14 protein-coding genes are annotated in these 25,751 nt (G+C 70.5%); 2 read left to right on the top strand and 12 right to left on the bottom strand.

Annotated elements, in window-relative coordinates:
• Positions 1 to 25: 25 nt before the first annotated feature.
• From ACWD4G_RS21100 to ACWD4G_RS21135, 8 genes are all read right to left on the bottom strand, one after another.
• A complete protein-coding gene (locus ACWD4G_RS21100; RefSeq protein ID WP_451295556.1) occupies positions 26 to 1,726 on the bottom strand; it encodes an ABC transporter ATP-binding protein in 1,701 nt (566 codons plus the stop codon).
• Positions 1,713 to 12,695, bottom strand: coding sequence for an amino acid adenylation domain-containing protein (locus tag ACWD4G_RS21105; protein WP_451295558.1), 10,983 nt, complete (start codon positions 12,693 to 12,695; stop codon positions 1,713 to 1,715). The genes ACWD4G_RS21100 and ACWD4G_RS21105 overlap by 14 nt, the downstream gene beginning before the upstream one ends.
• A 69-nt stretch (positions 12,696 to 12,764) precedes the next feature.
• Positions 12,765 to 14,558 (bottom strand): ABC transporter ATP-binding protein, encoded by a 1,794-nt coding sequence (locus tag ACWD4G_RS21110; protein WP_451295560.1) that lies wholly within the window; start codon positions 14,556 to 14,558, stop codon positions 12,765 to 12,767.
• Positions 14,559 to 14,561: 3 nt separating this feature from the next.
• Positions 14,562 to 15,632 (bottom strand): iron-siderophore ABC transporter substrate-binding protein, encoded by a 1,071-nt coding sequence (locus tag ACWD4G_RS21115; RefSeq protein WP_451295562.1) that lies wholly within the window; start codon positions 15,630 to 15,632, stop codon positions 14,562 to 14,564.
• A gap of 113 nt (positions 15,633 to 15,745) precedes the next feature.
• Positions 15,746 to 16,576 carry an ABC transporter ATP-binding protein gene (locus tag ACWD4G_RS21120; protein WP_451295812.1) on the bottom strand — a complete coding sequence of 277 codons (831 nt, stop codon included), beginning with the start codon at positions 16,574 to 16,576 and terminating at the stop codon, positions 15,746 to 15,748.
• A 102-nt stretch (positions 16,577 to 16,678) separates the two neighbouring features.
• Positions 16,679 to 17,788 (bottom strand): FecCD family ABC transporter permease, encoded by a 1,110-nt coding sequence (locus tag ACWD4G_RS21125; protein WP_451295814.1) that lies wholly within the window; start codon positions 17,786 to 17,788, stop codon positions 16,679 to 16,681.
• 68 nt (positions 17,789 to 17,856) lie between these two features.
• Positions 17,857 to 18,915 carry a FecCD family ABC transporter permease gene (locus tag ACWD4G_RS21130; protein WP_451295564.1) on the bottom strand — a complete coding sequence of 353 codons (1,059 nt, stop codon included), beginning with the start codon at positions 18,913 to 18,915 and terminating at the stop codon, positions 17,857 to 17,859.
• A 79-nt stretch (positions 18,916 to 18,994) separates the two neighbouring features.
• Positions 18,995 to 20,356, bottom strand: coding sequence for a lysine N(6)-hydroxylase/L-ornithine N(5)-oxygenase family protein (locus tag ACWD4G_RS21135; protein WP_451295566.1), 1,362 nt, complete (start codon positions 20,354 to 20,356; stop codon positions 18,995 to 18,997).
• Positions 20,357 to 20,600: 244 nt separating this feature from the next.
• On the opposite strand from ACWD4G_RS21135, the gene ACWD4G_RS21140 reads away from it, so the two are divergent.
• Positions 20,601 to 21,548, top strand: a complete 948-nt coding sequence (locus tag ACWD4G_RS21140; protein WP_451295567.1) for a methionyl-tRNA formyltransferase — start codon at positions 20,601 to 20,603, stop codon at positions 21,546 to 21,548.
• A 132-nt stretch (positions 21,549 to 21,680) separates the two neighbouring features.
• Here the strand turns inward: ACWD4G_RS21140 and ACWD4G_RS21145 are convergent, their stop codons facing one another.
• Positions 21,681 to 22,313, bottom strand: a complete 633-nt coding sequence (locus ACWD4G_RS21145; protein WP_451295569.1) for a GNAT family N-acetyltransferase — start codon at positions 22,311 to 22,313, stop codon at positions 21,681 to 21,683.
• A gap of 498 nt (positions 22,314 to 22,811) precedes the next feature.
• Between ACWD4G_RS21145 and ACWD4G_RS21150 the strand changes: the two genes are divergently transcribed.
• Positions 22,812 to 23,900 (top strand): glutamate--cysteine ligase 2, encoded by a 1,089-nt coding sequence (locus ACWD4G_RS21150; RefSeq protein ID WP_451295571.1) that lies wholly within the window; start codon positions 22,812 to 22,814, stop codon positions 23,898 to 23,900.
• A gap of 54 nt (positions 23,901 to 23,954) precedes the next feature.
• Here the strand turns inward: ACWD4G_RS21150 and ACWD4G_RS21155 are convergent, their stop codons facing one another.
• The 3 genes from ACWD4G_RS21155 to ACWD4G_RS21165 all read right to left on the bottom strand — a co-directional run bounded on the left by ACWD4G_RS21155 (position 23,955) and on the right by ACWD4G_RS21165 (position 25,750).
• Positions 23,955 to 24,764, bottom strand: coding sequence for an SAM-dependent methyltransferase (locus ACWD4G_RS21155; protein WP_451295573.1), 810 nt, complete (start codon positions 24,762 to 24,764; stop codon positions 23,955 to 23,957).
• A 34-nt stretch (positions 24,765 to 24,798) separates the two neighbouring features.
• Positions 24,799 to 25,341 carry a hypothetical protein gene (locus ACWD4G_RS21160; protein WP_451295575.1) on the bottom strand — a complete coding sequence of 181 codons (543 nt, stop codon included), beginning with the start codon at positions 25,339 to 25,341 and terminating at the stop codon, positions 24,799 to 24,801.
• 163 nt (positions 25,342 to 25,504) lie between these two features.
• Positions 25,505 to 25,750: a DUF397 domain-containing protein gene (locus ACWD4G_RS21165; protein ID WP_451295577.1), complete on the bottom strand. Its 246-nt coding sequence runs from the start codon at positions 25,748 to 25,750 to the stop codon at positions 25,505 to 25,507.
• Position 25,751: the final 1 nt, after the last annotated feature.

The raw sequence follows: 25,751 nt of genomic DNA on the forward strand, positions 1-25,751 counted from the left end.
GGCCCGACGAGTCGCACCCGACGGATCAGCGGGCCACCGCCGCGCAGTACCCCTCGTCCGTCGCCAGCAGATTGCGGTGGGTGTCCTCGGCGGTGATGACCCCGTCGTCGAGGACGAGGACACGGTCGGCGGCGTCCAGCAGGGCGGGGCTGCTGGTGATGACGACGGTGGTGCGGCCCCGGCGGAGCTTCGCCACATTGCGGGCGATGAGCTGTTCGGTGACCGCGTCGACGGCGGTCGTCGGGTCGTGGAGGACGAGCACCTCGGTGTCGGCGGCCAGGGCGCGGGCCAGGGAGAGGCGTTGGCGCTGGCCCCCGGAGAGGTTGGCGCCCCGGTCGCGTACGCCGTAGTCGAGGCCGTCGCGGTGCAGGGCGACGACATCCGTCAGCATGGACGCCTCGACGGCCTCGGGGACCGTACGGCTGGTGCCCGACGGGTCGATGTTGGTGCGGAGGGTGCCCGCGAAGATCTCCCCGTCGTACGGGTTGACGAGCAGATACTCGCGCAGCGCCTCGATCGACAGATCGGCGAACTCCCGCCCGCCGACGCGCACGCTTCCCTCGTACGTGTCGGGCGGCACGTTGGCGGCCAGGACGGCTGCCAGGTCGGCCGCCGCGCGCGGCTGGTAGGCGGCGATCGCCACGAACTCCCCTGCGGTCACCTGGAACTTCAGCTTGCGCAGGGTGCCGTGGCGGACGCAGTCGATCTCCAGGTCGCCGCCCGTGGACGGGTGTTCGGTGCCCGGGGTCGTGACCGGGGGTGCGGACAGCACCAGGGCCATCCGTTCGGCCGAGGCTCGCGCGATCATCACGTACTTCGGCATCTCCGAGAAGAGTTTCAGCGGTTCGATGATGAACTGGGCCAGTCCTACGGCCATCACCAATTCCCCGATGGTGATCTGGCCGTTGAAGGCCAGCCAGCCGGCGAGCAGGGTCACGGCGGCGGCGAGGACCGCGTTGAGGGCGAGCGCGGCGCCCGCGTACACGCCGTTGACCTTGGCGACGGTGATCGCCTGGTGCTTGGCCTCGGTGCTGACCTTCCGGTAGGAGTGGAACGCCTGGTGGTTGCCGCCGAAGCCGTGCAGCGGGCGCAGGCCGATGATCAGGTCGGCGACCTTGGCGCCGGCCCGCGCGACCCGGGCCTGCTGTTCCTGGGTGCTGGCGCCGATCCGCTTGGACAGCACGCTCAGGATCGACAGGATCGCGACGGTGCCCACGATGACCAGCAGGCCGAGACGGAGGTCGGCGAGGCCCAGCGCGACGGCCGCGACGGCCACCGCGACCGTCGAGCTGATCAGCAGGGGCACGACCTCGATGATGTCGGCGGTCTGGTCGGCGTCCTCGGTGGCGATGGTCAGCACCTCGCCGGATTTCAGGTCGACGTCCCTGGCCACGGGTTGGAGACCGCAGGCGGCGACCTTCACCCGCCAGCGGTGCGCCTCGGTCGTGTTGGCCTTCTGCAGGACCCGCATCCCGAACCGCCACGACAGCGACACGGTCGTGATGATCACGGCGAGCGCGGCGATCGACAGGGCCAGCGAGCCGGGGCTCCGGTCCCGCAGCGCGTGCTCGACGATCAGGCCGAGCGCGATGGGGAACGCGGTCTCACCGGCCTGGTAAAGGCCCATGAGGACGGTGCCCCCGATCATCGCGCCGAGGTTGCGCCGCAGGGCGGTCCGCAGGATGTCGGCCCCCGGGCGGGGGCGCTTGGTGTCAGGAGTTTTCATCGAGGTGGCGGGCAATCGCTTCCGGGGTGCGCAGGGTGAACAGATCACGGATGGTGATCACGGGACCGTACTCTCGGCGGAGCAGCCCGTTCAGCCGGACCGCCAGCATGGAGTGTCCCCCGAGGGACACGAAGTCGCTCACCGCGCTCACCTCGTCGTCGTCCAGGTCCAGTGCCTCGGCGAAGAACTCGCACACCACGGTCTCGGTCTCCGTCTGCGGGCCGCGCTCCCCCACGGTGGTCAGCGCGCCCAGCGGCTTGGCCTCCGGGAGCGCCTTGGTGTCAGCCTTCCCGTTCACCGTCAGCGGGATGCTGTCGACCTGGGCGTAGTGGGTGGGCCGCAGGAAGTCCGGCAGCCCGGCGCCCACTTCGGCGGCGACCGTCGCCAACTCGGCCCCGTCGTCCAGCACCAGATAGGCGGCCAGCCGGTACGCGCCGTCGACCTGTGGGTCGGGCTGGGCGACGGCGGCGACGAACCGTACGGCCGGATGAGCGGCGAACACGGCCTCGACCTCGCCGAGTTCGACCCGGTGCCCCCGGATCTTGACCTGCTGGTCGGTGCGGCCCAGATACATGAGATTGCCGTCGGGCCGACGCACCACCAGGTCCCCGGTGCGGTACATCCGCTCGCCGGGCTCACCGAAGGGGCAGGCCACGAACCGGTGCGCGGTCTGGGCGGGCTGCCCGAGATAGCCGCGCGCGATGCCGATGCCCGACACATACAGCTCGCCGGGAACCCCGTCCGGCAGCGGCCTCAGCCACGGATCGAGGACGTAGACGTCGGTGTTGTCGATGGCGACGCCCACCACCGGGTCCGCGCACTCGAAGGTGCCGACGCCGAGGGTGTTGATGGTGTACTCGGTGGGCCCGTACAGGTTGTAGCCGACGGTGCCCTCGGTCTCGGCGAGCCGCTGCCACAGCGTCGGGGTGACGGCCTCACCGCCGAGCAGCACCAGCGGGGGCCGCCGGTCCGGGTCGTCGAGCAGGCCCTCGGCGACCAGCTGCTGGGCGTAGGTCGGCGTCACATTGATGACGTCGATGCCGTGCTCCAGGCAGTACTCGACCAGCCGGGGCGCGTCGCGCCGCAACTCCTCGTCGCAGATGTGCACTTCATGCCCGTCGGCGAGCCACAGCAGCTCCTCCCACGACATGTCGAACGCGAACGACACGGTGTGCGCGATCCGGAAGATCCGGTGGCCGTGTTCGGCCAGCACCGGTTCGAAGATCCGGCGCTGATGGTTGATCAGCATGTTGGTGAGCCCGGCGTACTCGGTCACCACACCCTTGGGCTTCCCGGTCGAACCGGAGGTGTAGATCGTGTACGCGGGGTGCCGCAGCCGGTCCGGGTCGTCCGGCGTGAACGTCACGAACGGCTCGGCCTCGGGCAGCGGACTATCCAACTCGATCAGTTCACTGGTCAATCCTGTCAGCCTCGGCTGCACAGCGCTCACGGTGAGGATCACATCCGGGCGGGCGTCCTCGACGATCGCGGCGATCCGTTCGTCCGGGTGGTCCAGCTCCAGCGGTACGTACGCCGCGCCCACCCTCAGTACGGCGAACAGCGCCACGATCGAGTCCAGCGAGCGCGGGATCGCGAGCCCCACGGTGGTCTCGGGGCCGATACCGCGTCCGGCGAGCACACCCGCCACGGCCCGGCTGCGGTCCCTCAGCCCGGCGAAGGTCATGGTCGCGCCGTCGGCGACGAGCGCGATCCGCTCCGGGGCACGGTCGGCGGCCTGGTCGAACCGGTCGACGACGGTGTCCGTGCCGACCTCCGTACGCTCGCCGGGCACCGGTGCCGGGCCCAGCCCCCGCAGTGCGCCGACCGGTCCGGTCGCCCGCGCCAGGTCCTCCAGCACGCTCAGGTAGTCGTCGAGGAGACGGCGGGCGTTGTCGCCGTCCTCGTCGCGGTACTCCAGCTTGACCGTGAGCCGGTCGCCGGGGGTGACGACCCAGGTGAACGGATAGTGGGTGGAGTCGTCGGCCTTCACCGAGGTGATGCCGTGCCGGGTGTTCATCGCGGCGAACGCGTCCATGTCCAGGAAGTTCTGGAGCACGAACAGGTTGTCGAAGAGGGTGTCGTGGCCGCTGGCGCGCTGGATCTCGCCGAGCCCCAGGTGCTCATGCTCCATGGCCTGGACCCGGGCCGTCTGCACGGCCGTCAGATAGTCGCGGACGGTGTCGTCCGGCCGTGCCCGGGTCCACATGGGCACGGTGTTCAGGAGCACGCCGACGATGTCGGACAGCCCCTCGCCGTCGCGGCCGGAGACGGTCACACCGAACACGGCGTCCGCGCGGCCGGTGTGCGCGCCGAGCAGGAGACCGAAGGCACCGGTCAGTACGGAGTTCAGTGTGACGCCGTGCACCCTGGCGGCTTCCCGCAGCAGTTCCGACAGTTCGGCGGAGACCGATTGGACGAGGGCGCGCGGCAGGTCGTCGGTGAGGACCGGTGCCGGACCGGCGAGCAGCGTCGGGCCGGGGAGCCCGGCCAGGTGCTCCGCCCAGAAACGTTCCGATACGGCCGGGTCCTTGGCGTCGAGTGCCCGGGCGTGCTCCTCGAAGCTGGGCGTGGCCGGGACCGGGGCGGTCGACTCACCGGCGAGGGCGGCCTCATAGGCGTCGAAGAGGTCACGCAGCACGATCTCGCGGGACCAGCCGTCCCACAGCAGCAGATGGTAGCTGAACAGGAGCCCGTCGCGGCCGTCGGGCAGCCGCACCACGGTCAGCCGGATCAGCGGCGGCTGCCCCGGGTCGAAGCCGGTGTCGCGGTCCCGGGCGCGCAGTTCGTCGACCTCCGCCTCCGTGGACAGCACGACGGTACGGACATCGACGCGCCGCCCCGCCCTGAGCACCTGGACGGGGTTCCCGTCGCCGTCGGTGGTGAAGCCCGCGCCGACGACCGGGTGCCGTCCGATGACGTACGCCATCGCCTCTGCCAGCGCGTCGGTGTCCAGCCGCCGGTCGAAGGTGAACCAGCTCTGCGCGACGTAGTGTCCGGCCGAGCCCGCCATCTGGGCCTGGAAGAACAGGCCTCGCTGGAGCGGGGTGACCGGTGCCGTGCGCTCGGCCGTCCCGGCGGCCTCCGCGATCTGCTCCAGCGCGCCGAGCCAGTGCCCGGTGATCCCGTCGGGGACGCCCTCGGCGAGGGCGAACTCAGCGTGCAGGCTCCCCGTCGCCTCGTCCAGCCACGCGTTGACCTCGACGGCGTACGGGCTGCCCTGGTCGCCGCCGGTGAGGTGCAGGGCCTGGGACTCGCTGCCCCGGCCGAGGTAGTTGAACAGCACCTGGGGGCGGCGGGCCGCGAGCAGCGGGGCCGTCTGCGGGTTGAGGTACCTGAGGCGGCCGTACGCGACATGCGCGGCCTCGTCCGGCTGGCGTTCGGCGACCTCGCGGGCCGCCGCCACCGGGTCGGTGTGCGCGGTGAGCCGTACGGGTGCGATGGAGGTGAACCAGCCGACCGTATGGGTGTAGTCGTGGTGGTCGAGGGCCGGGACCCGGCCGTGTCGTTCCAGTTCGATGGCGAGGTCGGTGGGCGAGGGCTGGACGGCGGTCAGGGCGGTGCGCAGGGCGCCGCAGAGCAGTTCGGTGAGTCCGACGCCGAGGGCGGCGGGGGCGGTGCGGGTGACGTGGTCGGTCGCTTCGGGGGCGAGGACGACCGTGGTCTCGCGCAACTGCCCGACGGCAGGCAGGAGTTGGGGGGCCTGCAGTGTGGTGATCCAGTGGCCGAGGTCGTCGGGGGATTCGGTCGACCGGAGCGTCAGGGCTTCGGCGTACTCGGCGTACGACGTGGTCGGCGCCGCGAGGCTCTCCCCGCGCAGGGCCGCGGCGAGGTCGTCCAGCAGGATCAGCCAGGACACCGAGTCCACGGCGAGATGGTGCACGGTGACGACCAGGGTCCGGCTCACCTCCAGCCAAGCGAACGCGATGACGTTCCCGGCCTCGGGGTCGAGCCGTCCGGCGGCCTCGTTCGCCACCGCCGTGGGGTCGGTGCCGTCGGGGCGTACGACGGTGATCTCGCGCGCCGCTTCGGTACGCAGGGTCCACACGCCGTGCTCGACGGTCAGCCGCAGCCGGAGGGCCGGGTGGGCGGTCACGACGGCGTGCGCGGCGCGTTCGACGTCGGTGAAGGAGGTGCCCTCGGGGACCGTGAGGGTTCGGGCCTGAGCGAATCGGCTGAGCGATCCGCCCAGTTCGCGCTGGCGCAGGATGATCGGGGTCGGCGGTAGGGGGCCGTCCTCGTGGCGGCGGGCCGGTGCGGATGTGGTCGGCGCGGTCTGGGGTGGGGTCGTGGCGAGGTGTTCGGCGAGTGCACGGGGTGTGCGGAACAGGAACACGTCGCGGGGCGCGATCGACAGGCCGAGTGCCCTGGCCCGGTTGATGACGGTGATGGCGACGATGCTGTCGCCACCGGCCCGGAAGAAGTCGGTGTCGCCGTCCACTTCGGGGCCGGGCAGTGTGTCGGCGAAGATGTCGACCAGGGCCGCGAGAGCTGAGTCGCCCGGGGCCGAGGCGGGGCTTCCGCCGTGCGCGGCCGCCGAGGTGTCGGTGGTCTCCGCCCGCGCCGCCCGTTCGACGAGCGCCTTGCGGTCGAGCTTGCCGTTGACCGTGAGGGGCAGGGCGTCGACCGGCAACACCCGCCCCGGCACCATGTGCACGGGCAGCTTCGCGGAGAGGCGTTCGGTGAGGTCCGCGGGCACCCGGCCCACCACGTGCGCGACGAGATGGTCCCCGGTGTCCGCCACGGTGACAGCGGCATCGACCACGCCGTCGAGTTCCCGGATCGCGGCCTCGATTTCCCCCAACTCGATCCGGAATCCCTTGAGTTGGACCTGGTCGTCGGCGCGGCCGGTGAACTCCAGCTCGCCGTCGAGGGTGCGGCGGGCGAGGTCGCCGGTGTGGTACATGCGAGAGCCGTCGTTCGCGAAGGGGTTCGCCACGAAGCGGCCCGCCGTGAGGCCCGGTCGGCCGAGGTAGCCGAGGGACACCTGGTCGCCGGCAACGTAGATGGCGCCCTCCTTGCCCGGCGGCACCGGGCGGAGCCGGTCGTCGAGGAGGTAGGTGGTCAGGCCCGGGATCGGGCCGCCGATGGGGCTGATGTCGTCGCCGAGCGCGAAGTCCTCGTCGGTGAGCACGCGGTGGGTGACATGGACGGTGGTCTCGGTGATGCCGTACATGTTGACGAGTTCGGGCGAGCCCGTGCCGTGCCGTTCGACCCAGCCGCGCAGCCGTCCGAGGTCCAGTGCCTCGCCGCCGAAGACGATCCGGCGGAGTGCGGGCAGCGGTTCACCGGAGTGCCGGTCGGCCTCGATGAACTGGTAGAAGGCGGAGGGGGTCTGGTTGAGCACGGTCACCCCGCGCTCGCGGACCAGCCGGTGGAAGTCGACCGGGGAGCGGGTCAGCCCGTACTCCGGCACCAGCAGTTCACCGCCGTAGGCCAGCGCGCCCCACAGCTCCCAGACCGCGAAGTCGAAGGAGAAGGAGTGGAACTGCGCCCAGACGTCGTGCGGGCCGAAGCCCATGTCGGGTTGGGTGTTGGCGAGAAGCGTCACCACGCCGGCGTGCGGGACGACGACGCCCTTGGGACGGCCGGTCGAGCCGGAGGTGTAGATCACGTACGCCGGGTCGCGCCAGACCGCCTCGCGCCGAGGCCCGGTGCCGACCGCCGACAGCTCCTCCCCCAGCGGAAGTTCGCCCCCCAGCGGCGGTTCCTCCCCCTGCACCAGTACCCGGGCCGCCACACCCGCGCGGGCCAGCAGCCCGGTGAAGCGGTCCCGCTGCTCGCGCTCCACGAGGACGACCTGCGGGGCGGCGTCGGCGAGGATGTACTCCAGTCGCTCATCCGGATACGCGAGGTCCAGCGGTACGTACGCGCCGCCCGCCGTGACGATCGCGACCAGGGCGACGACCTGTTCGACGGAGCGCGGGACGGCGACGGCGACCCGCTTGCCCGGAGCGACACCGGCCGCGCGCAGGGTCGACGCCAACTCGTCCTTCGCGGCGGCGAGTTCGCCGTACGTCAGCGACCGGGTGGCGCTGTCGAGGCCGCACTGGGTGACGGCGATGGCGTTCGGGTCGCGGCGGGCGGCGGCGTCGAAGAGGGCGCCCAGGGTCCTCGGCATGATGGTCGCGGGGCTGCGGGCGCCCTCGGGTGCCAGGTCGTCGACCAGGGCGTCCGGGCGGGTGAGGAGGCCCGTGAGGGTCTCGGTGAAGGTGCGCAGGACGGTCCGGGCGGTCGTTTCCCGGAGCAGTTCGCCGTCGTGGATGAGGTTGAAGCGGGGGCTGCCGTCGAGGGCGCGTTCGACGACGAGCGTCAACGGGTAGTGCGGGGCGCCCTCGTTGACGAGGTCGGTGATGACCAGGGTGTCGTCGGGGCGTCGCAGCGCGGCCACGTCGGTCGCCACGTCGAACACCACGAGCGTGTCGAACAGGGAACCGGCGCCGGCCTGGCGGCCGATCCTCGCCAGCGAGACATGCTGGTGGGGCAGCACCGCACTCTGGTGTTCGCGCACCGAGGCGAGCAGTTCGCGTGCCGTGGTGCCGTCGTTCCAACGGGCGCGTACGGGAATGGTGTTGATGAACAGGCCCACCATGTCCTCGATGCCGGGCACCTCCGCGTCCCGCCCGGAGACCGTGGAGCCGAACACGACGTCCCTGCCGTGGAGGATGCCGCCGAGGGTGATCGCCCAGGCGCTGTGCACGGCGACGCTCAGCGGGACCCCGGCCTGGCGGACGGCCGTGTCGATGTCGTCCTCGGGTGCCACGGCGATGTCCGCGAAGCGGTCGGAGGGGGTGTGCCCCTCGGCGACCAGCGACGGTCCCGGCAGCTCGGCGAGTTCGGCACCCCACACCCGGTCGCTCTCGTCCTCGTCGCGTCCGGCGAGCCAGCCCACGTAGTCGGGGAAGCCGCCCAGCGTGTACACGGTCCCCGGCGCGTGGTACTCGGCGAGCAGGGCGCGGAGCATCGGCGGCACGGACCAGCCGTCGGCGATGATGTGGTGCACGGTCTGCACCAGCACCGTACGGCCGGAGCCCGCGCGGACGAGGGTGTAGCGCATCAGGGGGCCGGTGGCCAGGTCGAAGCCCGCGCGGCGGTCGCGCTCGGCGAGGTCGCGTATCTCGTCGTCGGTGATGCCGGGGCGGTCCAGGGTGGTGAAGGGTGCCTCCGTGCCGCTCTCCAGGACGGAGACCACGCGGCCGTCGGCGAGGGCTGTGAAGCGTGCGGCCAGGTTCGGGTAGAGCGTGAGGAGTCGGGTGGCCGCCGCCGCGAGCCGGTCGGCGTCCACCTCGCCGTCCAGGGTGAGGAGTTGCTGTTCGACGTAGGCGCCGGCGGAGTCGTCGTCGAAGACGGAGTGGAAGTACAGGCCCTCCTGGAGCGGGGTCAGCGGCAGGATGTCCCGCAGGGTCGGGCCGTCGAGGGCGTCGACGTCGGACTGGGTGAGGGGGACGAGCGGGAAGTCGCTGGGTGAGTGGCCGCCCTGGTCGAGTGCGGCCAGTCCGGCGAGGGCCGTGCGGAAGTGGTCGCCGAGGGTGGTGATGTCCTCGTCGGTGAACATGCCGTCGGGCCAGGAGATGGTGGTGACCAGCTCGTACCCGCCGCTCGCGGCGGGTTCGGCGATCGCGTTGAACTCCAGGGGGCGCGGCAGCCGCATCCTCGGGTCGCGCTTCTCGCCCAACTGGCCGGTGGTGTGGGCGAGTTGCCATGCTCCGGCGGCGCCCGCGTCGAAGCGGCCGAGGTAGTTGAAGAGGACCTGGGGTGCGGGCGCGTCGAACTCGGCGCGGGCGAGGTGGCGCAGGGCGCCGTAGGAGACGCCGTTGTCGGGCACCCGGGCGAGGTCTTCCTTGACCGCCTTGAGCGCGGCCGTCAGATACTCGGGGGCGGTGAGGTCGGCGGCCGTGCCGGGGTCGACGGTCACCGGGAACAGGGTGGTGAACCAGCCCACGGTTCGCGACAGCTCCGGTTCGAAGCCGGCCGGGCCCGCCACGAAGTGCGGTTCACGGCCGTGGCCTTCGAGTTCGATGTGTGCGAACGTCTGGTCCTGGCCGAGGTCGCGGCGCCATCGGGCGAGGGCGACGGAGAGCGCGGTCAGCAGGACGTCGTTGACGCCGGCGTGAAACTTGGCGGGTATCTCGCCCAGCAGCGCGGCCGTCACCTCGGGGCCGACGGAGACGGTCCGCAGCCGTTCCCGGGAGACGGTGTCGGCCTCCGACAGGGGCCGCCTGCCCACCGGCTGGTCCGGCCCCGGCAGGGGACGCCGGTAGTAGGTGCTGTCGGCGTCGAACGCGGCGCGTTCCAGCAGTTGGGTCCAGCGCCGGAACGAGGTGCCCGTCGGCGGGAGTTCGATCGGTTCGCCCGAGGTGTGCTGCCGCCAGGCGGTGGCCAGGTCCTCCATCAGGACCCGCCAGGACACTCCGTCGATCACCACATGGTGGGCGACCAGGACCAGTTGCCGCGCCTCGCGGCGCCAGACGGCACGCAGCATCGCGCCCGCCGTCGGGTCCAGGGCCTCGGTGCCGAGGGCGACACACTCGTCGAGCGGACCGTCGCTCTCCTGCCACCCGGCGACCACCTCGTCCGCGTCCGGGATGTCGAAGCTCCAGCGGTCGCCGCGTACGAGCCTGGCGCGCAGCATGGGGTGGTGCCGGAGCACGGCGGTGAGGATCGCGTCGAGGGTGTGGGCGGTCAGCTCCGCCGGGGTGTTGAGCACGACGGACTGGACGAAGCCGTCGATGGCGTCGGTGGTCTCGCCGAGCCACTGCACGATGGGCGAGCCGACGACGGTGCCGGTGGCGGCGTCGGCGTGGTCGGCGGTGGTGTTGTCCTCACGGCTCGCCACGGCCGCCAGGGCGCCGAGGACGCTGTGGGTGAAGATCTGCCGTGCGGTGACGTAGAGGCCGGCCTCGCGGAGTGCGCTCAGCAGGGAGATGGCCAGGATGCTGTCGCCGCCGAGTTGGAAGAAGTCCTGGTCGACGCCGACCTCGTCCAGTTGCAGCAGGGCCGCGACCGCCGTGCACACCGCGCGTTCTTCGTCGGTGGTGGGCCGGATGAAGGCGCCGGTGCCGATCGCGGGCTCCGGCAGGGCGTTGCGGTCCAGCTTGCCGTTCGCGGTCAGCGGGAACTCGGTCATGACGACGATGTGGGCGGGCACCATGTACTCGACCATGTGCTCGGTGGCCCAGGCCTTGACGTCGTCCGCCCTCAGGTCCTCGCTGCCGGTGGCCGGGATGACGTAGCCCACGAGGTAGGTGCCGCCCGCCGTGTTCTTCCGGGCGACGACACAGGTGTGCCGTACGCCGGGGTGTTCGGCGAGGCCGACCTCGACGTCCTCGATCTCCAGCCGCATCCCGCGGATCTTGATCTGGTTGTCGGCGCGGCCGAGGAAGTCCAGCGAGCCGTCCGGGGCGAACCGGGCGAGGTCACCGGTGCGGTAGAGCCGGGAGCCGTCGCTCGCGAAGGGGTTGGCGACGAAGCGGCAGGCGGTGAGGCCGGGCGCTCCCACATAGCCTCGGCCCAGCAGGAAGCCGCCGACGTACAGTTCGCCGCCGACTCCGACGGGGACCGGGCGGAGTTCGTCGTCCAGGACGTAGAGCTGGGTGTTGGGGTTGGCCTTGCCTATCGAGGTCGACAGGCGTTCGGCGGCGCCCCGGTAGATGACGTGGGAGACGCCGATGGTCGTCTCGGCGGGGCCGTAGCCGTGGTACATGGGGATGTCGAGCCTGGTGCGGAACCGTTCGTACAGCTCGGGGGTGAGGACCTCGCCGCCGCACCAGACGTGCCGCAGGCTGTCCAGCTTCCCGGAGTCGCCGGCGATCTCCAGCAGGACGTCCAGCATGGACGACACCAGGTAGGTGAAGGTGACGCGTTGTCCGGCGATCACGCTCAGCAGATGGTGGGGGTCGCGTTCGCCGCCGGGGCGCAGGACGACCAGTCGGCCGCCGGAGACCAGCGGCAGGAAGATCTCGTTGATGGAGATGTCGAAGGACAGGGGCGCCTTGAACAGGGAGGCGTCGTCGTGGCCGAAGCCGAGGATCTCATTGACCTGCCACAACAGGCGTTCGCTGATGGCCTCGTGACGGATCATCGCGCCCTTGGGGCGCCCGGTGGAGCCGGAGGTGAAGATCACATAGGCGAGGGCGGTGCCGTGGACGGTGATCCCGGTCGCCTCCACGGGATACGAGCCGAACTTCCAGTCGTCGAGGTCGACGGCCACGGCGTCCGGTTCGCTCGGGTCGTGGGTGCCGGAGTCGTTGAGCTGCAGGACGACCCCGGCGTCCTCGATGACGACGGCCCTGCGGGCGGCGGGCCACTGCGGGTCTAGGGGCACGAAGGCGCATCCGGCCTGGAGCACACCGAGGAGTCCGACGACCATCTCGGCGGAGCGGCCGAGGGAGATACCGACGACCTGTTCGTGACCGAGCCCGCGTTCGAGCAGGTGATGCGCCAACTGGGCTGACAACTCGGCCACTTGACGATACGTCAGCGAGGTTCGCTCATCGACGATCGCGACGGCGTCCGGTCGGTTCCGCGCCTGCTCCCGAAACATCTCGACGATGGTGGGGCGGAGCCGCGGGGCCTCGTTGTCGTTCCACCGGGCCAGCGCCGCCAGCCTGGCCTCCGTGCTGGAGGGGCCGATGGTGCCGAGGGGGCGGTCGGGGAAGTCGGCCAGGTCGTCCAGCGCGGACTGGGCCGCCGCCGGTTCCACGCCGGCCGGGACGAGGATGCGCCAGCCGTCTTCCGCCGGTTCGCAACCGCCGCCCCCGCTACCGCCGTTGTCGACCCAGGCGAGGACATCGGCGAAGAGGGTCGCGGGGGTGAGGTCGAGGCCGTCGGGGCTCGGGCCCTCGGCCCAGTGGGACAGCCCGATGGCGCACGCTTCGGCGATGGTCCGGTCGGAATAGTCCCCCGCGCGCCGTCGAACGTCGGCCAGACGCTTGGGAGAAAGCAGTACGAGTCGAGCGCGCGGTTCCATCATCGAAGCCCCAGCATCCCTTCCAAGACACGAAAGTCAGCTCTCACCTGCATCAGGGTCACCCGAGGAGGGTTACCGGCCGCCTTCTCGCCAGGCCCGCCACAGTCGGGCGTAGCGGCCCCCCAGCGCCACCAGTTCCTCGTGCGTCCCCTGCTCCACGACACGTCCGGCGTCCAGCACGGCGATGCGGTCGGCCGCCATCGCCTGGGTCAGCCGATGCGCCACGAACAGCGTCGTCCGGCCCTCGCACGCGGCCAGTACGGCCCGCTCCAGTTCGGCGGCGCCCTCGCTGCCGGCCTCGGCGGTGGACTCGTCGAGGACCACCACGGGCGTCCGGCCGAGCACCAGCCGGGCCAGGGCGATCTGGGCGACCTTGGTGACGTCCAGGCGTTCACCGCCCTCACCGACGGGGGTGTTCAGCCCCTCGGGCAGGGCCTCCACCCAGCCATCGGCGCCGACCGTGCGCAGCGCGGCCATCAGTTCGGCGTCGGTCGCCTCCGGCGCGGCCAGCCGCAGGTCCTCGGCGAGCGGGCCGGAGAACACATGGGTCTCCTGCGTCAGGATGCTCACCAGGGCCCGCGCCCCGGCCTCGTCCAGCCCGGCGAGATCGGTCGACCCGATGCGCACCGATCCGGACCGCGGGGTGCCGATACCCGCGATCAGCGCGGCCAGGGTCGTCTTGCCCGCCCCGGTCGCCCCCACCAGGGCGAGCGAACCCCCGGCGGGAATGGTCAGGTCGACGTCCTTCAGCACGGGTTCGTCGGTGTCGGGATAGCTGAACGTCAGCCCCTCCACGATCACCCCGTACGAGCCCTCGCCGGCCGGTGCCACGTCCACATCCCCGACGAGCCGTTCCTCGGCGCGCTCCCCGAGTACCCCGACCAGCCGGGTCAGGCTGGCGCCCGACTTCTGTGCCTCGTCGAAGGTGAACATGATGTTGCCCAGGGGAGTGAACAGCCGGTGGAACAGCAGGGGTGCGGCGGAGACCTCGCCCAGTGTGGCGGCGTCGGCCTCCAACAGGGCGTATCCGACCACGATGATGAGGACCAGTCCGATGAACTCGGCGCGGTTCTCCCGGCCGACGAACCGGCCGAAGAAGCGGAACACCTCGATCCCGAGGTTCCGCACCCGCCACGACTCCTCGGTGACCTTCTCGCGGAAGGACTCCTCAAGCCGGTAGGCGCGGACGGTGTCGATACCGTTCAGACCGCTGATGAACGCCTGCGCACGATCGGCCTGCGCCACGCGCTGCTTCTGGTAGAGCGGGGCGGAGCGCGGGAGGTACCAGCGCAGGGCCAGCGCGTACGCGGGGAGCGCGCCGGCGCCCGCCAGGCCGAGCCGCCAGTCCAGGCCGAACATGCCGGCCGTGGCGATGACGACCAGCACTCCGGCCGAGAACACGGTGGGGATGGCCGTACGGATGCCCTTGGAGATGACGGCGACGTCGTCGCCGACGCGGGACAGTACGTCTCCCCTGCCGACCTGTTCGATGCGTGCGCTCGGCATGCCCAGCACCGCGCGGACGGCGCCTTCGCGGAGCCGGGCGAGGAGATCGGCGCCGAGGCGGCCGATGAGGTAGGTCGACACCGCGGTGGCCGCCGCGCCGAACAGTGCGGCGGCCCCCATCAGCACCCCGATCGTGACCAGGACCGAGCGGTCCTCGCCCCCGACGACCCCGTCGACCACCTGGCCGAGCAGCAGCACCGGGAGGACCTGGAGCGCGGCCCCGGCCACGGTGGTGAGGACGGTGGCGGCCGTCAGCCAGGGCACCTCGCGGCAGTGGGCCGAGACCCAGCGGGTGGCCTCGCGTCCGGTCGCCGTGCGCAGGGTCGCCGGGGCGACGGCGCGCGTGTCGGTGGCGCTCACCACCTACTCGACCGACTTGACGAGTTCGTCGATGGCGTACGGCATGGAGAGCAGGGTGCCCTGGGAGATGGCCGCGCCGACCGCCGGGCCCTCGCTGTCCAGCAGATACGACACGTTGCCCTTCTTCACGGCGTCGAGGTTGGCGAAGAGTTCGAACTTCTTCAGGGCGTCCGTGTCGGCCTTGTCGTTGATGACGAAGATGTGGTCGACGTCGACGAGGTCGATGCGCTCGGGGGACAGCTTGGTGTAGAAGCTGCCGTCGGCGATCTTGTCGATCTCGGTCTGGTACTTGTAGCCGATGCCCGACACCAGTCGGCCGCGTACGTCGGTGGAGGTGAAGGGGGCCACGGAGTTCTCGTACCAGGACAGCGCGACGGCGGTCTGGTCGGCGAGTTCGGGGTGGTCGCTCTTGGCGGTGTCGAGTTGGCCCTGGATGTCGTCGACCATCTTCTGGCCCTCGTCGGCCTTGCCGAGGGCCTTGGCGATCTGCAGCGCGTTGTCCTGCCAGGGCGCGCTGAAGGGCTCCTTCTCGGCCTTGGTGCGGGCGACGGTGGGGGCGATCTTGGAGAGCTTGTCGTAGGCGGCCTGGTCGACCTCGGAGTAGACCGCGATGATCAGGTCCGGGCGCAGGGAGGCGATCTTCTCGAAGTTGGGGCCGGAGTCACCGTTCTTCATGATGACCTCGGGCTTGCTGTCGCCCCACTTGTCCTTCGTCCAGGGCCACTGGGTGTTGATGTCGGGGCTCTGGCCCTCCGGGTTCGGGTACTGGTCGGTCATGCCGACCGGCTTGACGCCGAAGGCCAGGACGGTCTGGTCGTCGGTGTAGCCAACGGTGACGACCCGCTCGGGGGCCTTGGTGACCTCGGTGGAGCCGAAGAAGTGCTCCACGGTGACCGGGAACGCACCCGACGCCGAGGCCGAGCCGCTGTCGCTCGCCTTGTCCGTCGAGTCGGACGAGTCGGAACCGCCGCATCCGGCGAGAAGGCCGACGCCGAGTGTCGCGGCGGAGAGTGCCGCCGCCAGTCGACGCCGGGACTTCCCGCGCGTCGTCCGCGTCGTTCTGTGGATGAGCATCCGAGTTCCCCTTGCTGTCGCGCTGTCCACTGCCACCCCCGTCTAAGGGCAGGCAAACCTTACCGTTTCGGGGTGAGGTTAGCCTAGCCTTACTTATGTAACTATATGGATATCTAGCCGAGTTGGACGTGAGCGCGGCCCATCGGCACGATCAGCGGCCGGTCCCCGACCGGATCGTCGATCACCTTGGCCCGCAGTCCGAACGCCTCGTGCAGCAGTTCGGCGGTGATCACGTCACGCGGGTGACCCTGCATCAGGATCGACCCGTCCTTCATCACGATGAGGTTGTCGCTGTACCGCGTGGCGAGATTGAGATCGTGCAGAACCATCACGACGGTGCACCCCGACTCATGCAGATCGTCCACCAGGTCCAGTACGTCGATGGCGTGCGCCAGGTCCAGGAACGTGGTCGGCTCGTCGAGGAGCAGCAGGTCGGTGCCCTGAGCCAATGTCATGGAGATCCACACGCGTTGGCGCTGGCCGCCGGAGAGCGCGTCGACCGGGCGGTCGGCCAGATCGGACACCCCGGTCATGGCGAGCGCCCGCCCGACGACATCGGCGTCGTCCGAGGACCACTGGCGCAGCCAGCTCTGGTGCGGATGACGTCCACGCGCCACCAGATCGGACACCGTCAGCCCCTCGGGCGCCACCGGCGACTGCGGCAGCAGACCGAGTTTCTTCGCCACGTCCCTCGTTCTGAGCCTGGCGATGTCCTCGCCGTCCAGCACGACACTTCCCCTGGTCGGCTTCAGCAGCCGGGACAGGGTGCGCAACAGGGTCGACTTCCCACAGCCGTTGGGGCCGATGATCGTGGTGACCACCCCCGGCGGAATGGTGACGTCGAGATCCTCGATGACGGTACGGGTGCCGTACCCGACCGTGATGCCCCGGGCCGACAGCCGTGCGGCGTCATCGACAGCGACATCGACATCAGCACCGACCATGGACTCGGCCCCGGTGCTCCCGGTGCTCCCGGCGCTCCCGGTGGTGGACTGAGCGACCACAAGGCCCCCTCATTCAGGCTTGACGCAGGCTTGCCGAACTTCTTACAGCTGACGGCGGTTGGCGCGCACCAGCAAGTACACGAGGAAGGGCCCGCCGATCGCGGCGGTCACCACACCGACCGGGAGACCGGTCGTGAGCACCGTGCGCGCGACCAGGTCCGAGCCGAGCAGCAGCAGCGCGCCCACCACTCCGGAGGCGACCAACGGCGGTGTCGGGAACCTCGTCAGACGCATCGCCACCTGCGGTGCCACCAGCGCGACGAACGGCACCGGGCCCGCCGCGCTCACCGCCGCACCGGCCAGCAGCACGGCGCACAGCAGCAGCACCGCCCGTACCGCCCCGTGGCGCACGCCCAGGCCGGCGGCGACCTCGTCACCGAGGTGCATCGGCTTGAACTGGAAGGCGGTTCCGGCCACGACGACCAGCAGGGCGAGCGTGCCCCACAGTGCCACCGTGACCTGCTCCCACGACCGGTTGTCGAGCGAGCCGACCAGCCACGCCTGTGCCTGGGCCACATCCCTGATGTCGGCCTTGGCGAGCAGCCAGGTCGTGATCGCCTCCATCACGGCGCTCACCGAGATACCGATGAGGATGAGCCGGAAGCCGTCGATACCGCGCCGCCACGCCAGGAAGTACACCAGCAGGCCCGTACCGAGTCCGCCCAGGAGCGCCGCCGCGGAGAGCCCCACGGAGTCGGTGATCGCGGCCGCGGCCCCGCCCGACACCGTCACCAGGAACACCGCGACCGTGCTCGCTCCGCTGGTGATGCCCAGAACGTCCGGGCTGGCCAGCGGATTGCGCGCGATGGACTGGGTGAGCGCGCCGGAGACTCCGAGCGCGACGCCGACGACGGCTCCGGCCAGCGCCCTCGGCATCCGCAGGTCCATGATCACGAACTCGTCGACCTGCTCGCCCCGGCCCAGGATCGTGGCGACGACCTGGGGCAGACCGATGGGGAAGTCCCCGACCGCGATGGACAGACAGAACAGCAGGAAGGTCACCGCCGCCAGCAGCAGCGTGACGCCCACCATCCAGGGCCGCCACACGAACGACACCGGGCCGAGCCGTACGCCCGGTGTCGCCGACGGCTGCCGATCCGACCCGCTCGTGTCCGTCCCATCCGCTGTTACGTCCGCCCCGCTCGCCTTCATATCGGTCCCGCTCGTATCCGCCCCGCTCGCCGTCACGTCCGTCCCGCTCGCCTTCACATCCCCCCCGTTCATGCGTTCTTGAACTTTCCGCGCCACACCAGCACCGCGAAGAAGGGGGCGCCGAGGAGGGAGACGACGACACCGGCGTCCAACTCGCCCGGACGCACCACCAGTCGGCCCACGATGTCGCAGACCAGCAGGACGACGGCACCGAGCAGACCGGCGTACGGCACCAGCCAGCGGTAGTCCGGGCCGGTCAGATACCGGGCGACATGGGCCACCATCAGTCCGAGGAAGGCGATGGGGCCGCACGCCGCCGTGGCCGCGCCGGCCAGCAGGGTGATCGAGGCGATGCCGACGGTCCGGCTCAGCGCGATGTTCACACCGAGCGCGCGGGCCACGTCGTCGCCCAGGTTGAGCAGGTTGAGGGCGGGCAGCGTGATCAACGCCAGTACCAGGCCGGCCCCGATGAACACGGTCACCGGCCAGATGACATCGAATCCGACCCCGACCAGCGAGCCGGAGTTCCAGAACCGCAGCACGTTCAGCGCCGCGTTGTCCGACAGCGAGACCGCCGTGGTCATCGCGGCGAGGAACACCGTGACGCCCTGACCGGCCAGGGCGAGTGTCAGCGGATTGCCGGCGCCGCGCCCGATGCTGGACAGCCCGAACACCACGACACCGGCGACCGCCGCGCCCAGGAACGCGAACCAGACGTACTGGAACGGGTTGGAGAACCCGAACACGGCGATCGCCGTCACCACCGCGAACGACGCCCCGGAGTTCACGCCCAACAGGCCCGTGTCGGCGATGGGGTTGCGGGTGTACCCCTGGATCAGCGCACCGCCGATGCCGAGGGCGATCCCGGCCACGATCGCGAGGACCGTCCGGGGCACCCTGACGGTCTCCACGATGAGCCTGATCTCGGTGAGCCGTTGGTCGGAGTCCGGCGCCGCGAACATCCCGTGCCACACCTCGGCCGGGCTCAACGCACGCGCTCCCACGGCCAATGACACCATCGCCGCGATCACGAGGATCACCGCGAGCATGCCCAAGCCCACAACCCGCCGGCGACGGGCCCTCGTTGAGCCCCTGGGCGCGGGGCGCTCCACTGCAGTCGTGCCCATGTCGACGTACGTTATCCCTTTGATCACACGACAGGTTGCCTGGCCGACGGCCTGGCGGCGCGAGCCGCAGACCGGTGGACTAGCGGGCGCCGCTGCCCGTCGTCCGGGCCTCGTCGACGGCCGGCTTCTCTCCGAAGGTCGACTTCGGGTCGCGGGCGAGGAGCGAGTCCAGGATCTCGCCGACCCTGATGGCGGTGTTGGAGAGCAGGGACGACGTGATGCCGTGCGTGTGCTCGGTGCCGCCCTGCAGATAGATGCCGCAGCGCAGTGCGGGGTCGGTCGCGATGCGATAGTCGCGTTCGACGCGGACCCGGCCCTCGTCGTCCCGCAGACAGCGGTCGGCGACCTCGCCGAGGAGACCAAGGGGGTCGGCCGGACTGTAGCCGGTGGCGAAGACCACCACGTCCGCGTCGAGGAAGGACTCCTCGCCGGTGACGAGGGAGGTCACGGTGGCACGGACCGAGGCCGGGGTCTCCTTGACCTCGGAGAGCCGCGACACATTGAGGAAGCGCAGCCGCTCGGTGCCGAGGACCTTCTCCCGGTACATCTGCCGGTACAGGTCGTCGATCAGATCGATGTCCACCACGGAGTAGTTGGTGTTGCCGTGGTAGTCCATCAGCCGGCGTTTGACGGCCTCGGGCGCCTCGAAGTACTCGTCGACCGCGCCGGGGTCGAAGATGCGGTTGGCGAAGCTGCTGTCGTCGGCGGGGCTGTAGCCGTAACGGGAGAAGACCGCGCAGACCTCGGCCTCGGGGAAGCGCCGGTGCAGATAGGCGACGTTCTCGGCGGCGCTCTGTCCTGCGCCCACGACGACGAACCGGGAGGGCGAGGTGCCGTCCAACCCCTCGACCTTCGCCAGCAGTTCGGAGTTGTGCCAGACCCGCTCGCCGCGCTCCACGCCCTCCGGCATCAGCGGGCGCAGCCCGGTCCCGATGACGAGGTTGCGGGCCCGGTGCACGCCCAGCCCCTCCCCCGAACGGACCGTCACTTCCAGGTGGTCGACCACCCCGTCACGGACGACGGGCGCGACGCCGACGACCTCATGGCCGTAGGAGACCATGTCCTCGACCTGGGCCGCGGCCCACTCGAAGTAGTCGTGGAACTCTACCCGCAGCGGGAAGAGGTTCTTGTGGTTGATGAAGTCGATCAGCCGGCCCTTGCTCTTGAGGTAGCAGAGGAAGCTGAACTCGCTGGCCGGGTTCCGGAGCGTCACCAGGTCCTTGAGAAAGGAGACTTGCATGGTCGCGTCGTCGATCAGCATGCCTCGGTGCCACCCGAAGCGCGGCTGCTGCTCGAAGAAGTGAGCGTTGATCGCCTCCTGCCGGCCGGCACGCGCGTTGTGCTCGCCGAGTGCGATCGCCATGGCCACATTGGACGGCCCGAAGCCAATCCCTATGAGGTCGTGGACCGGTGAAGAGTCATCAGGAAGAACCTGTGACATGTCACTCCCATCGTGCGGGGCTGACGCCTGTCAGATGTGGGGAATGTGCGAAGAGTGGGCACGCCGACAGAACGACGCACTCAAACTTAGGTGAGCCTAAGCTAATCCTGTGAAACTGTCGATAGGGCGAAACGGGCAACCGGGCATCGGCGGTCATCAACTGGGGCGCATGGCGGGCCCATTGAAAACTAAGGTAAGCCTTGCTTTACTGACCCGGGTCAGTCCCTGCCTCAAGGAGGTCCCCATGCGGGTCGTCATGTTCGGCTACCAGACCTGGGGGCACCGCACCCTCCAAGCCCTCCTGGACTCCGAACACGATGTGGTCCTCGTGGTGACCCACCCCAAGAGCGAGCACGCCTACGAGAAGATCTGGAGCGACTCGGTCGCCGACCTCGCCGAGGAGCACGGTGTCCCGGTGGTGATCCGCAACCGACCCGATGACGACGAGCTGTTCGAGCGCCTCAAGGAGGCCGACCCGGACATCATCGTGGCGAACAACTGGCGCACCTGGATTCCCCCGCGCATCTTCGGCCTGCCGCGCCACGGCACCCTGAACGTCCATGACTCACTGCTGCCGAAGTACGCCGGCTTCTCCCCGCTGATCTGGGCCCTGATCAACGGCGAGTCCGAGGTGGGCGTCACCGCGCACATGATGAACGACGAACTCGACGCCGGTGACATCGTCCGCCAGGAGGCGGTCCCGGTCGGCCCCAAGGACACGGCCACCGACCTCTTCCACAAGACCGTCGACCTGATCGCCCCGGTCACCATCGGCGCGCTCGACCTCATCGCCTCGGGGCAAACGGAGTTCACCCAGCAGGACCGCTCCCAGGCCAGCTTCTTCCACAAGCGGGCCGAGGACGACATCCGCATCGACTGGAACTGGCCGGCCGAGGACCTCGAACGCCTGGTCCGCGCCCAGTCCGAACCGTACCCGAGCGCCTTCACCTTCCACAGGGGCAAGCGCCTGGAGGTCCTCGCGGCCGTGGTCTCCGAGGGCCGCTACGGCGGTACGCCCGGCCGGATCTTCTACCGCGAGGGCGACGGCGTGGTGATCGTCGCCGGGGCCGACGCCCGCACGGGCCGCAACCACGGCCTGGCCATCACCCGAGTACGGACCGAGGACGGACGCGAACTGACGGCGACCGAGTACTTCACCGCCATGGGCGGCTATCTGACCCAGCACCCCTGACGTCTCGCCCTCCCACCCCCGGACGCGTCGGTCCCGGTACGGTCCCGGGACCGGCCGAACGCCGGCGCCGCGCAGATCCCAGTCCGCGCGGCGCCGGCCACCCCACCGCACCACAGACCGCGGGCCACCGCGTCACAGACCGCCGAGCGAGCCCGTCGTCCGCCCCAGACACGTCACCGACCCGGCATCCGGGACCTCTACCTCATGGAAGCCCAGGCGGTCGTAGAAGGCACGGGCGGGGGCGTTGGTGCTGACCATGGCCAGATGGACGGACCCGACCGATCTGTCCCGCAGCGCTCCCAGGAACGTACGCATCAAGGTCCGACCGTGCCCCCGTCCCTGCCAGGCGGGGAGGATGTCGATGTGGAGATGGGCCGGGTAGGCCGCGAGCTCCGGGACGATCATGCGTTCGGGGCGGTGCAGCAGCTCCATGATCGCCTCGTCCGGGGTGGTCGGCGGGCCGGGCCGGGGCGGGAAGCGGTCCGTCACCAGCGGTAGCCACTCACGGCGGAAGCGCTCCACGAACCGGGTGGTGTCCGCGGTGCCGAGGATGTACCCGACCGCCCGCCCTTCCCCGTCGTCCAGGACGAACGTCAGCTCCGGCTCCAGTTGGGCGTAAGGGGTGGCGAAGGTCGCCGGGAAGATGTCGGGGTCCTGGTAGAAGGGGCGGCTGTCTCCGCCGTTGTGGGCCGTGCGGACGCAGATGTCATGGAGGGCGCCGCGGTCCTCGGGGCGGTACGGGCGTATCGCGGGAGACGGGGTCATCGCCGTATTCTCCAATCCTGGGAGCGCTCCCACAAGCCGGATGGAGTAGGGCCCCCCGATGTTCCGCCGCCTCTTCCGCCGGTTCGCGGGACGGGCCCGGGGTGTTCACAATGGCCCTGGGCGGTCCGACCGGGTGAGCAGTCGGGGAGGGGGTACTCGGCGAACGCCCGCGGGCCCCCGCGGTCCCGGGCCCCGCACTCTTTTCCGGTTCCCGGGAGAAGGGAGTGACCCCATGGTCGTGAGCCGGGCTCATGGACCGGTGGCGCCCCGCCCCGGCCGGCTCCCGCATGCCCGCCGCCCGGTCCCCGGCGGCGGTCCGGCGGCGCCCTGCGGAGCTATTTCGCCACTTCGGGGTCCTTCTCCCGCTATGTGTCCTGATCGTAGGTTTCGAGGTGCGGCGCGTTGGTCAGGCAAGCCTGGACGCACCTGCCCGGCGAGGTGTCCCGGCGTGGGCCGTGGACACGCGGCTGTCACCACTTAGCGGGAAGGGCCACACACGTGCGCACTGTCGGAGTGGAAGAAGAACTTCTCCTGGTCGACCCCGAGACCGGCGAGCCGCAGGCGCGGGCGGCGGCGATGCTGGCCCGAGCGGCACGGGAGGGCGCGGGTCAGGATGTGTTCGAGAAGGAACTCCACGACGAACAGCTTGAGTTGGCCACCCATCCGCAGACCGGGATGGGTGAGCTGGGGGCCGAGATCATCCGCTGCCGCAAGGACGCCGCCCGCCATGCCGAGGGCCTGGGCAGCGCGGTGGCCGCCCTCGCCACGTCACCGCTGCCGGTGCGGCCGACGATCACCCCGGACAGCCGCTATGGCTGGCTGACCCGGGAGTTCGGGCTGAACTCGCAGGTCATGCTGGTCTGCGGTTGCCATGTCCATGTGTCGGTCGACTCGGAGGACGAGGGCGTCGGCGTACTGGACCGTATCCGCCCCTGGCTGTCCGTCCTCACCGCCTTGAGCGCCAACTCGCCGTTCTGGCAGGGCTGCGACACCCGCTACGCCAGCTTCCGCAGCCAGGTGTGGGACCGGTGGCCGATGGCCGGTCCGGCGGAGATCTTCGGCACGCCGGAGCGTTACCACCGGTATGTGGAGGAGCTGCTGGCCACCCAGGTCCTTCTGGACGAGGGCATGGTGTACTTCGACGCGCGGCTCTCCCCGCGTTATCCGACCGTCGAGATCCGGGTGGCGGACGTCTGTCTGCATCCCGACACCACGGTTCTCGTCGCCGCCCTCACCCGTGGTCTCGTCGACACCGCCGCCCGCGAGTGGCACACGGGCGTGGAGCCGCTGGGGCACACCCCCGAACTGCTGCGGCTCGCGACCTGGCGGGCGAGCCGGTCGGGCATGTCGGACAAGCTGCTGGACCCCGCCACCATGCGGCCCCGCCCCGCCGCCGATGTCATCCGCTCGCTCCTCGACCATGTCCGGGACGCGCTCGTCGACAACGAGGACCTGGAGCGGGTCCGGGGCGCCCTCGCGGAGCTGACACGGCGCGGCAACGGCGCCCGGGTCCAGCGCGAGGTGCTGGAGCGGACGGGCAGCCTGCGCGATGTCGTCGTGGCGTGCGTACGGCACACGCAGGCGTGACTCGGTCCGGGCCGGCCCCGGTGTGCGGAGCGTGACCGCTGCCGGCGGGTTCGCCTACGGCTTGTAGGCCACTCCCCCGTACACGTCCGTCGGCTCGGGGGCCGTGCCCGGCTCCGGGCGCCACAGGGGGCAGGAGACGATGCCGGGCTCCAGCAGTTCGAGGCCCTCGTAGTACGCGGTGAGCTGGCGGGGGCTGCGCAGGACGTAGGGGACGGCGCCGGTGTCGTCGTAGCCGTCCTGGGCCCGCTTGAGCTCGGCGTCGGTGTCGGTGCTGTCGTAGTGGATGAAGTAGCTGCCGGAGGGCAGGGCGGCCTGGAGCGTGCGGACGATGCTCTTGGCCTCCTCGTAGTCCTGGATGTGGCCGAGGATGCCCATGAGCATCAGGGCGACGGGCTTGCCGAAGTCGAGGATCTTCTCGGCGGCTTCGAGGATCTTGTCGGGCTGGTGCAGATCGGCGTCGATGTAGTCGGTCACGCCCTCGGGCGTGCTGGTCAGCAGGGCCTGGGCGTGGCGCAGCACGAGGGGGTCGTTGTCGACGTAGACGATGCGGGACTCGGGGGCGGTCTTCTGGGCGACCTGGTGGGTGTTGTCGTACGTCGGCAGGCCGGTGCCGATGTCGAGGAACTGGCGGATGCCGAGGTCACGGGCGGCGAAGGTGACCGTACGGATGAGGTAGACGCGGGAGGCGCGGGCCATCGTCTCGATGTTGGGGGCGATCTCCTTGTAGGCGTCGCCGGCGACTCGGTCGACCTCGTAGTTGTCCTTGCCGCCCATCCAGTAGTTCCAGATGCGGGCCGAGTGGGGCACCGTGGTGTCGATCTTCGACAGGGCTTCCTGATCGGGGGTGCGGCTGCCGTCTGCCATGAGAACTCTCCTGCCTCGCATCACGTCGTCTTCGCTAACCTACCGTCAACTGCCTTGTATTTCGCCAAAGTTGGCACTGCTGAGCTGCGGGTGCACGGATGGGGCGGCCCGGTTCGCCCACGCGTACGTTCACCACGGGCACATGCTGGGCAAGTGTGCGGAACGCCCTGGTGTAGGCGATGGCCGCCTCCATGGCCTCCGTCGTCTCGCCGTCCGACCCCCGGCGCGGCTCGGGGCCCTGCTCGTTCGCGGAGGTCAGATGGAGCATGGCTCCGTCGCGTTCGGCGACGGCCTCGGCGAAGTCCAGGGCCTGTATCCAGGTGACGCGGGAGCGGCCCCGGCGCAGGGGGCCGTAGACGAGTTCCGCGACGAGGGCGCTGTCGACGGCCAGCCGGCCCGGTCGGGCGAGGAGTTCGCGGTAGGGCAGGGCGGGGTCGAGGTGGTGGGGAGAGGTCGGCATATGGCGGATCTGGAAGCCGAGGTGGGCGAGTTCGGCGATCAGACGGGTCCGGCCGAGCCCTTCGTGGCCCTCGATGATCAGCGTCCGGTACTGGGTGAGCGTGGTCGTCGGGGTCATCCCCGCATGCCGTTCCCTTCGCGTGGTGCGCGGCGGTCGTCAACGCCCCCAGTCTGTGCGGGGGTCGTGGGCGACGGGAGCCCGTGCGGGGGTTGTCCGGTTGTGCGGGCGTAGTGATCCGCGGGGCGACCGGAAAGCTCGTCGTCCGGTCGCCCCGCGTGTCTCAGGCGACCAGGAAGTCGGCCTCGCCGGCCTTGGCCCCTTCGAGGAAGGCGATCATCTCCTCGCGGGAGTAGACGAGCGCCGGGCCCTCGGGGTCCGTGGACTGACGTAGGGCGACGCTGCCGTCGGGCAGGCGCTTGGCCTCGACGCAGGCGCCGGCGTTGGGGCCGCTCCAGGGTTTGCGCCAGCCCTCGGAGCCGAGGTCGGGTGCGGGAATGCCGCTGCGGGTGGGTCGGTCGGATGCCACG

This window comes from Streptomyces sp. NPDC002643 (assembly GCF_053592555.1).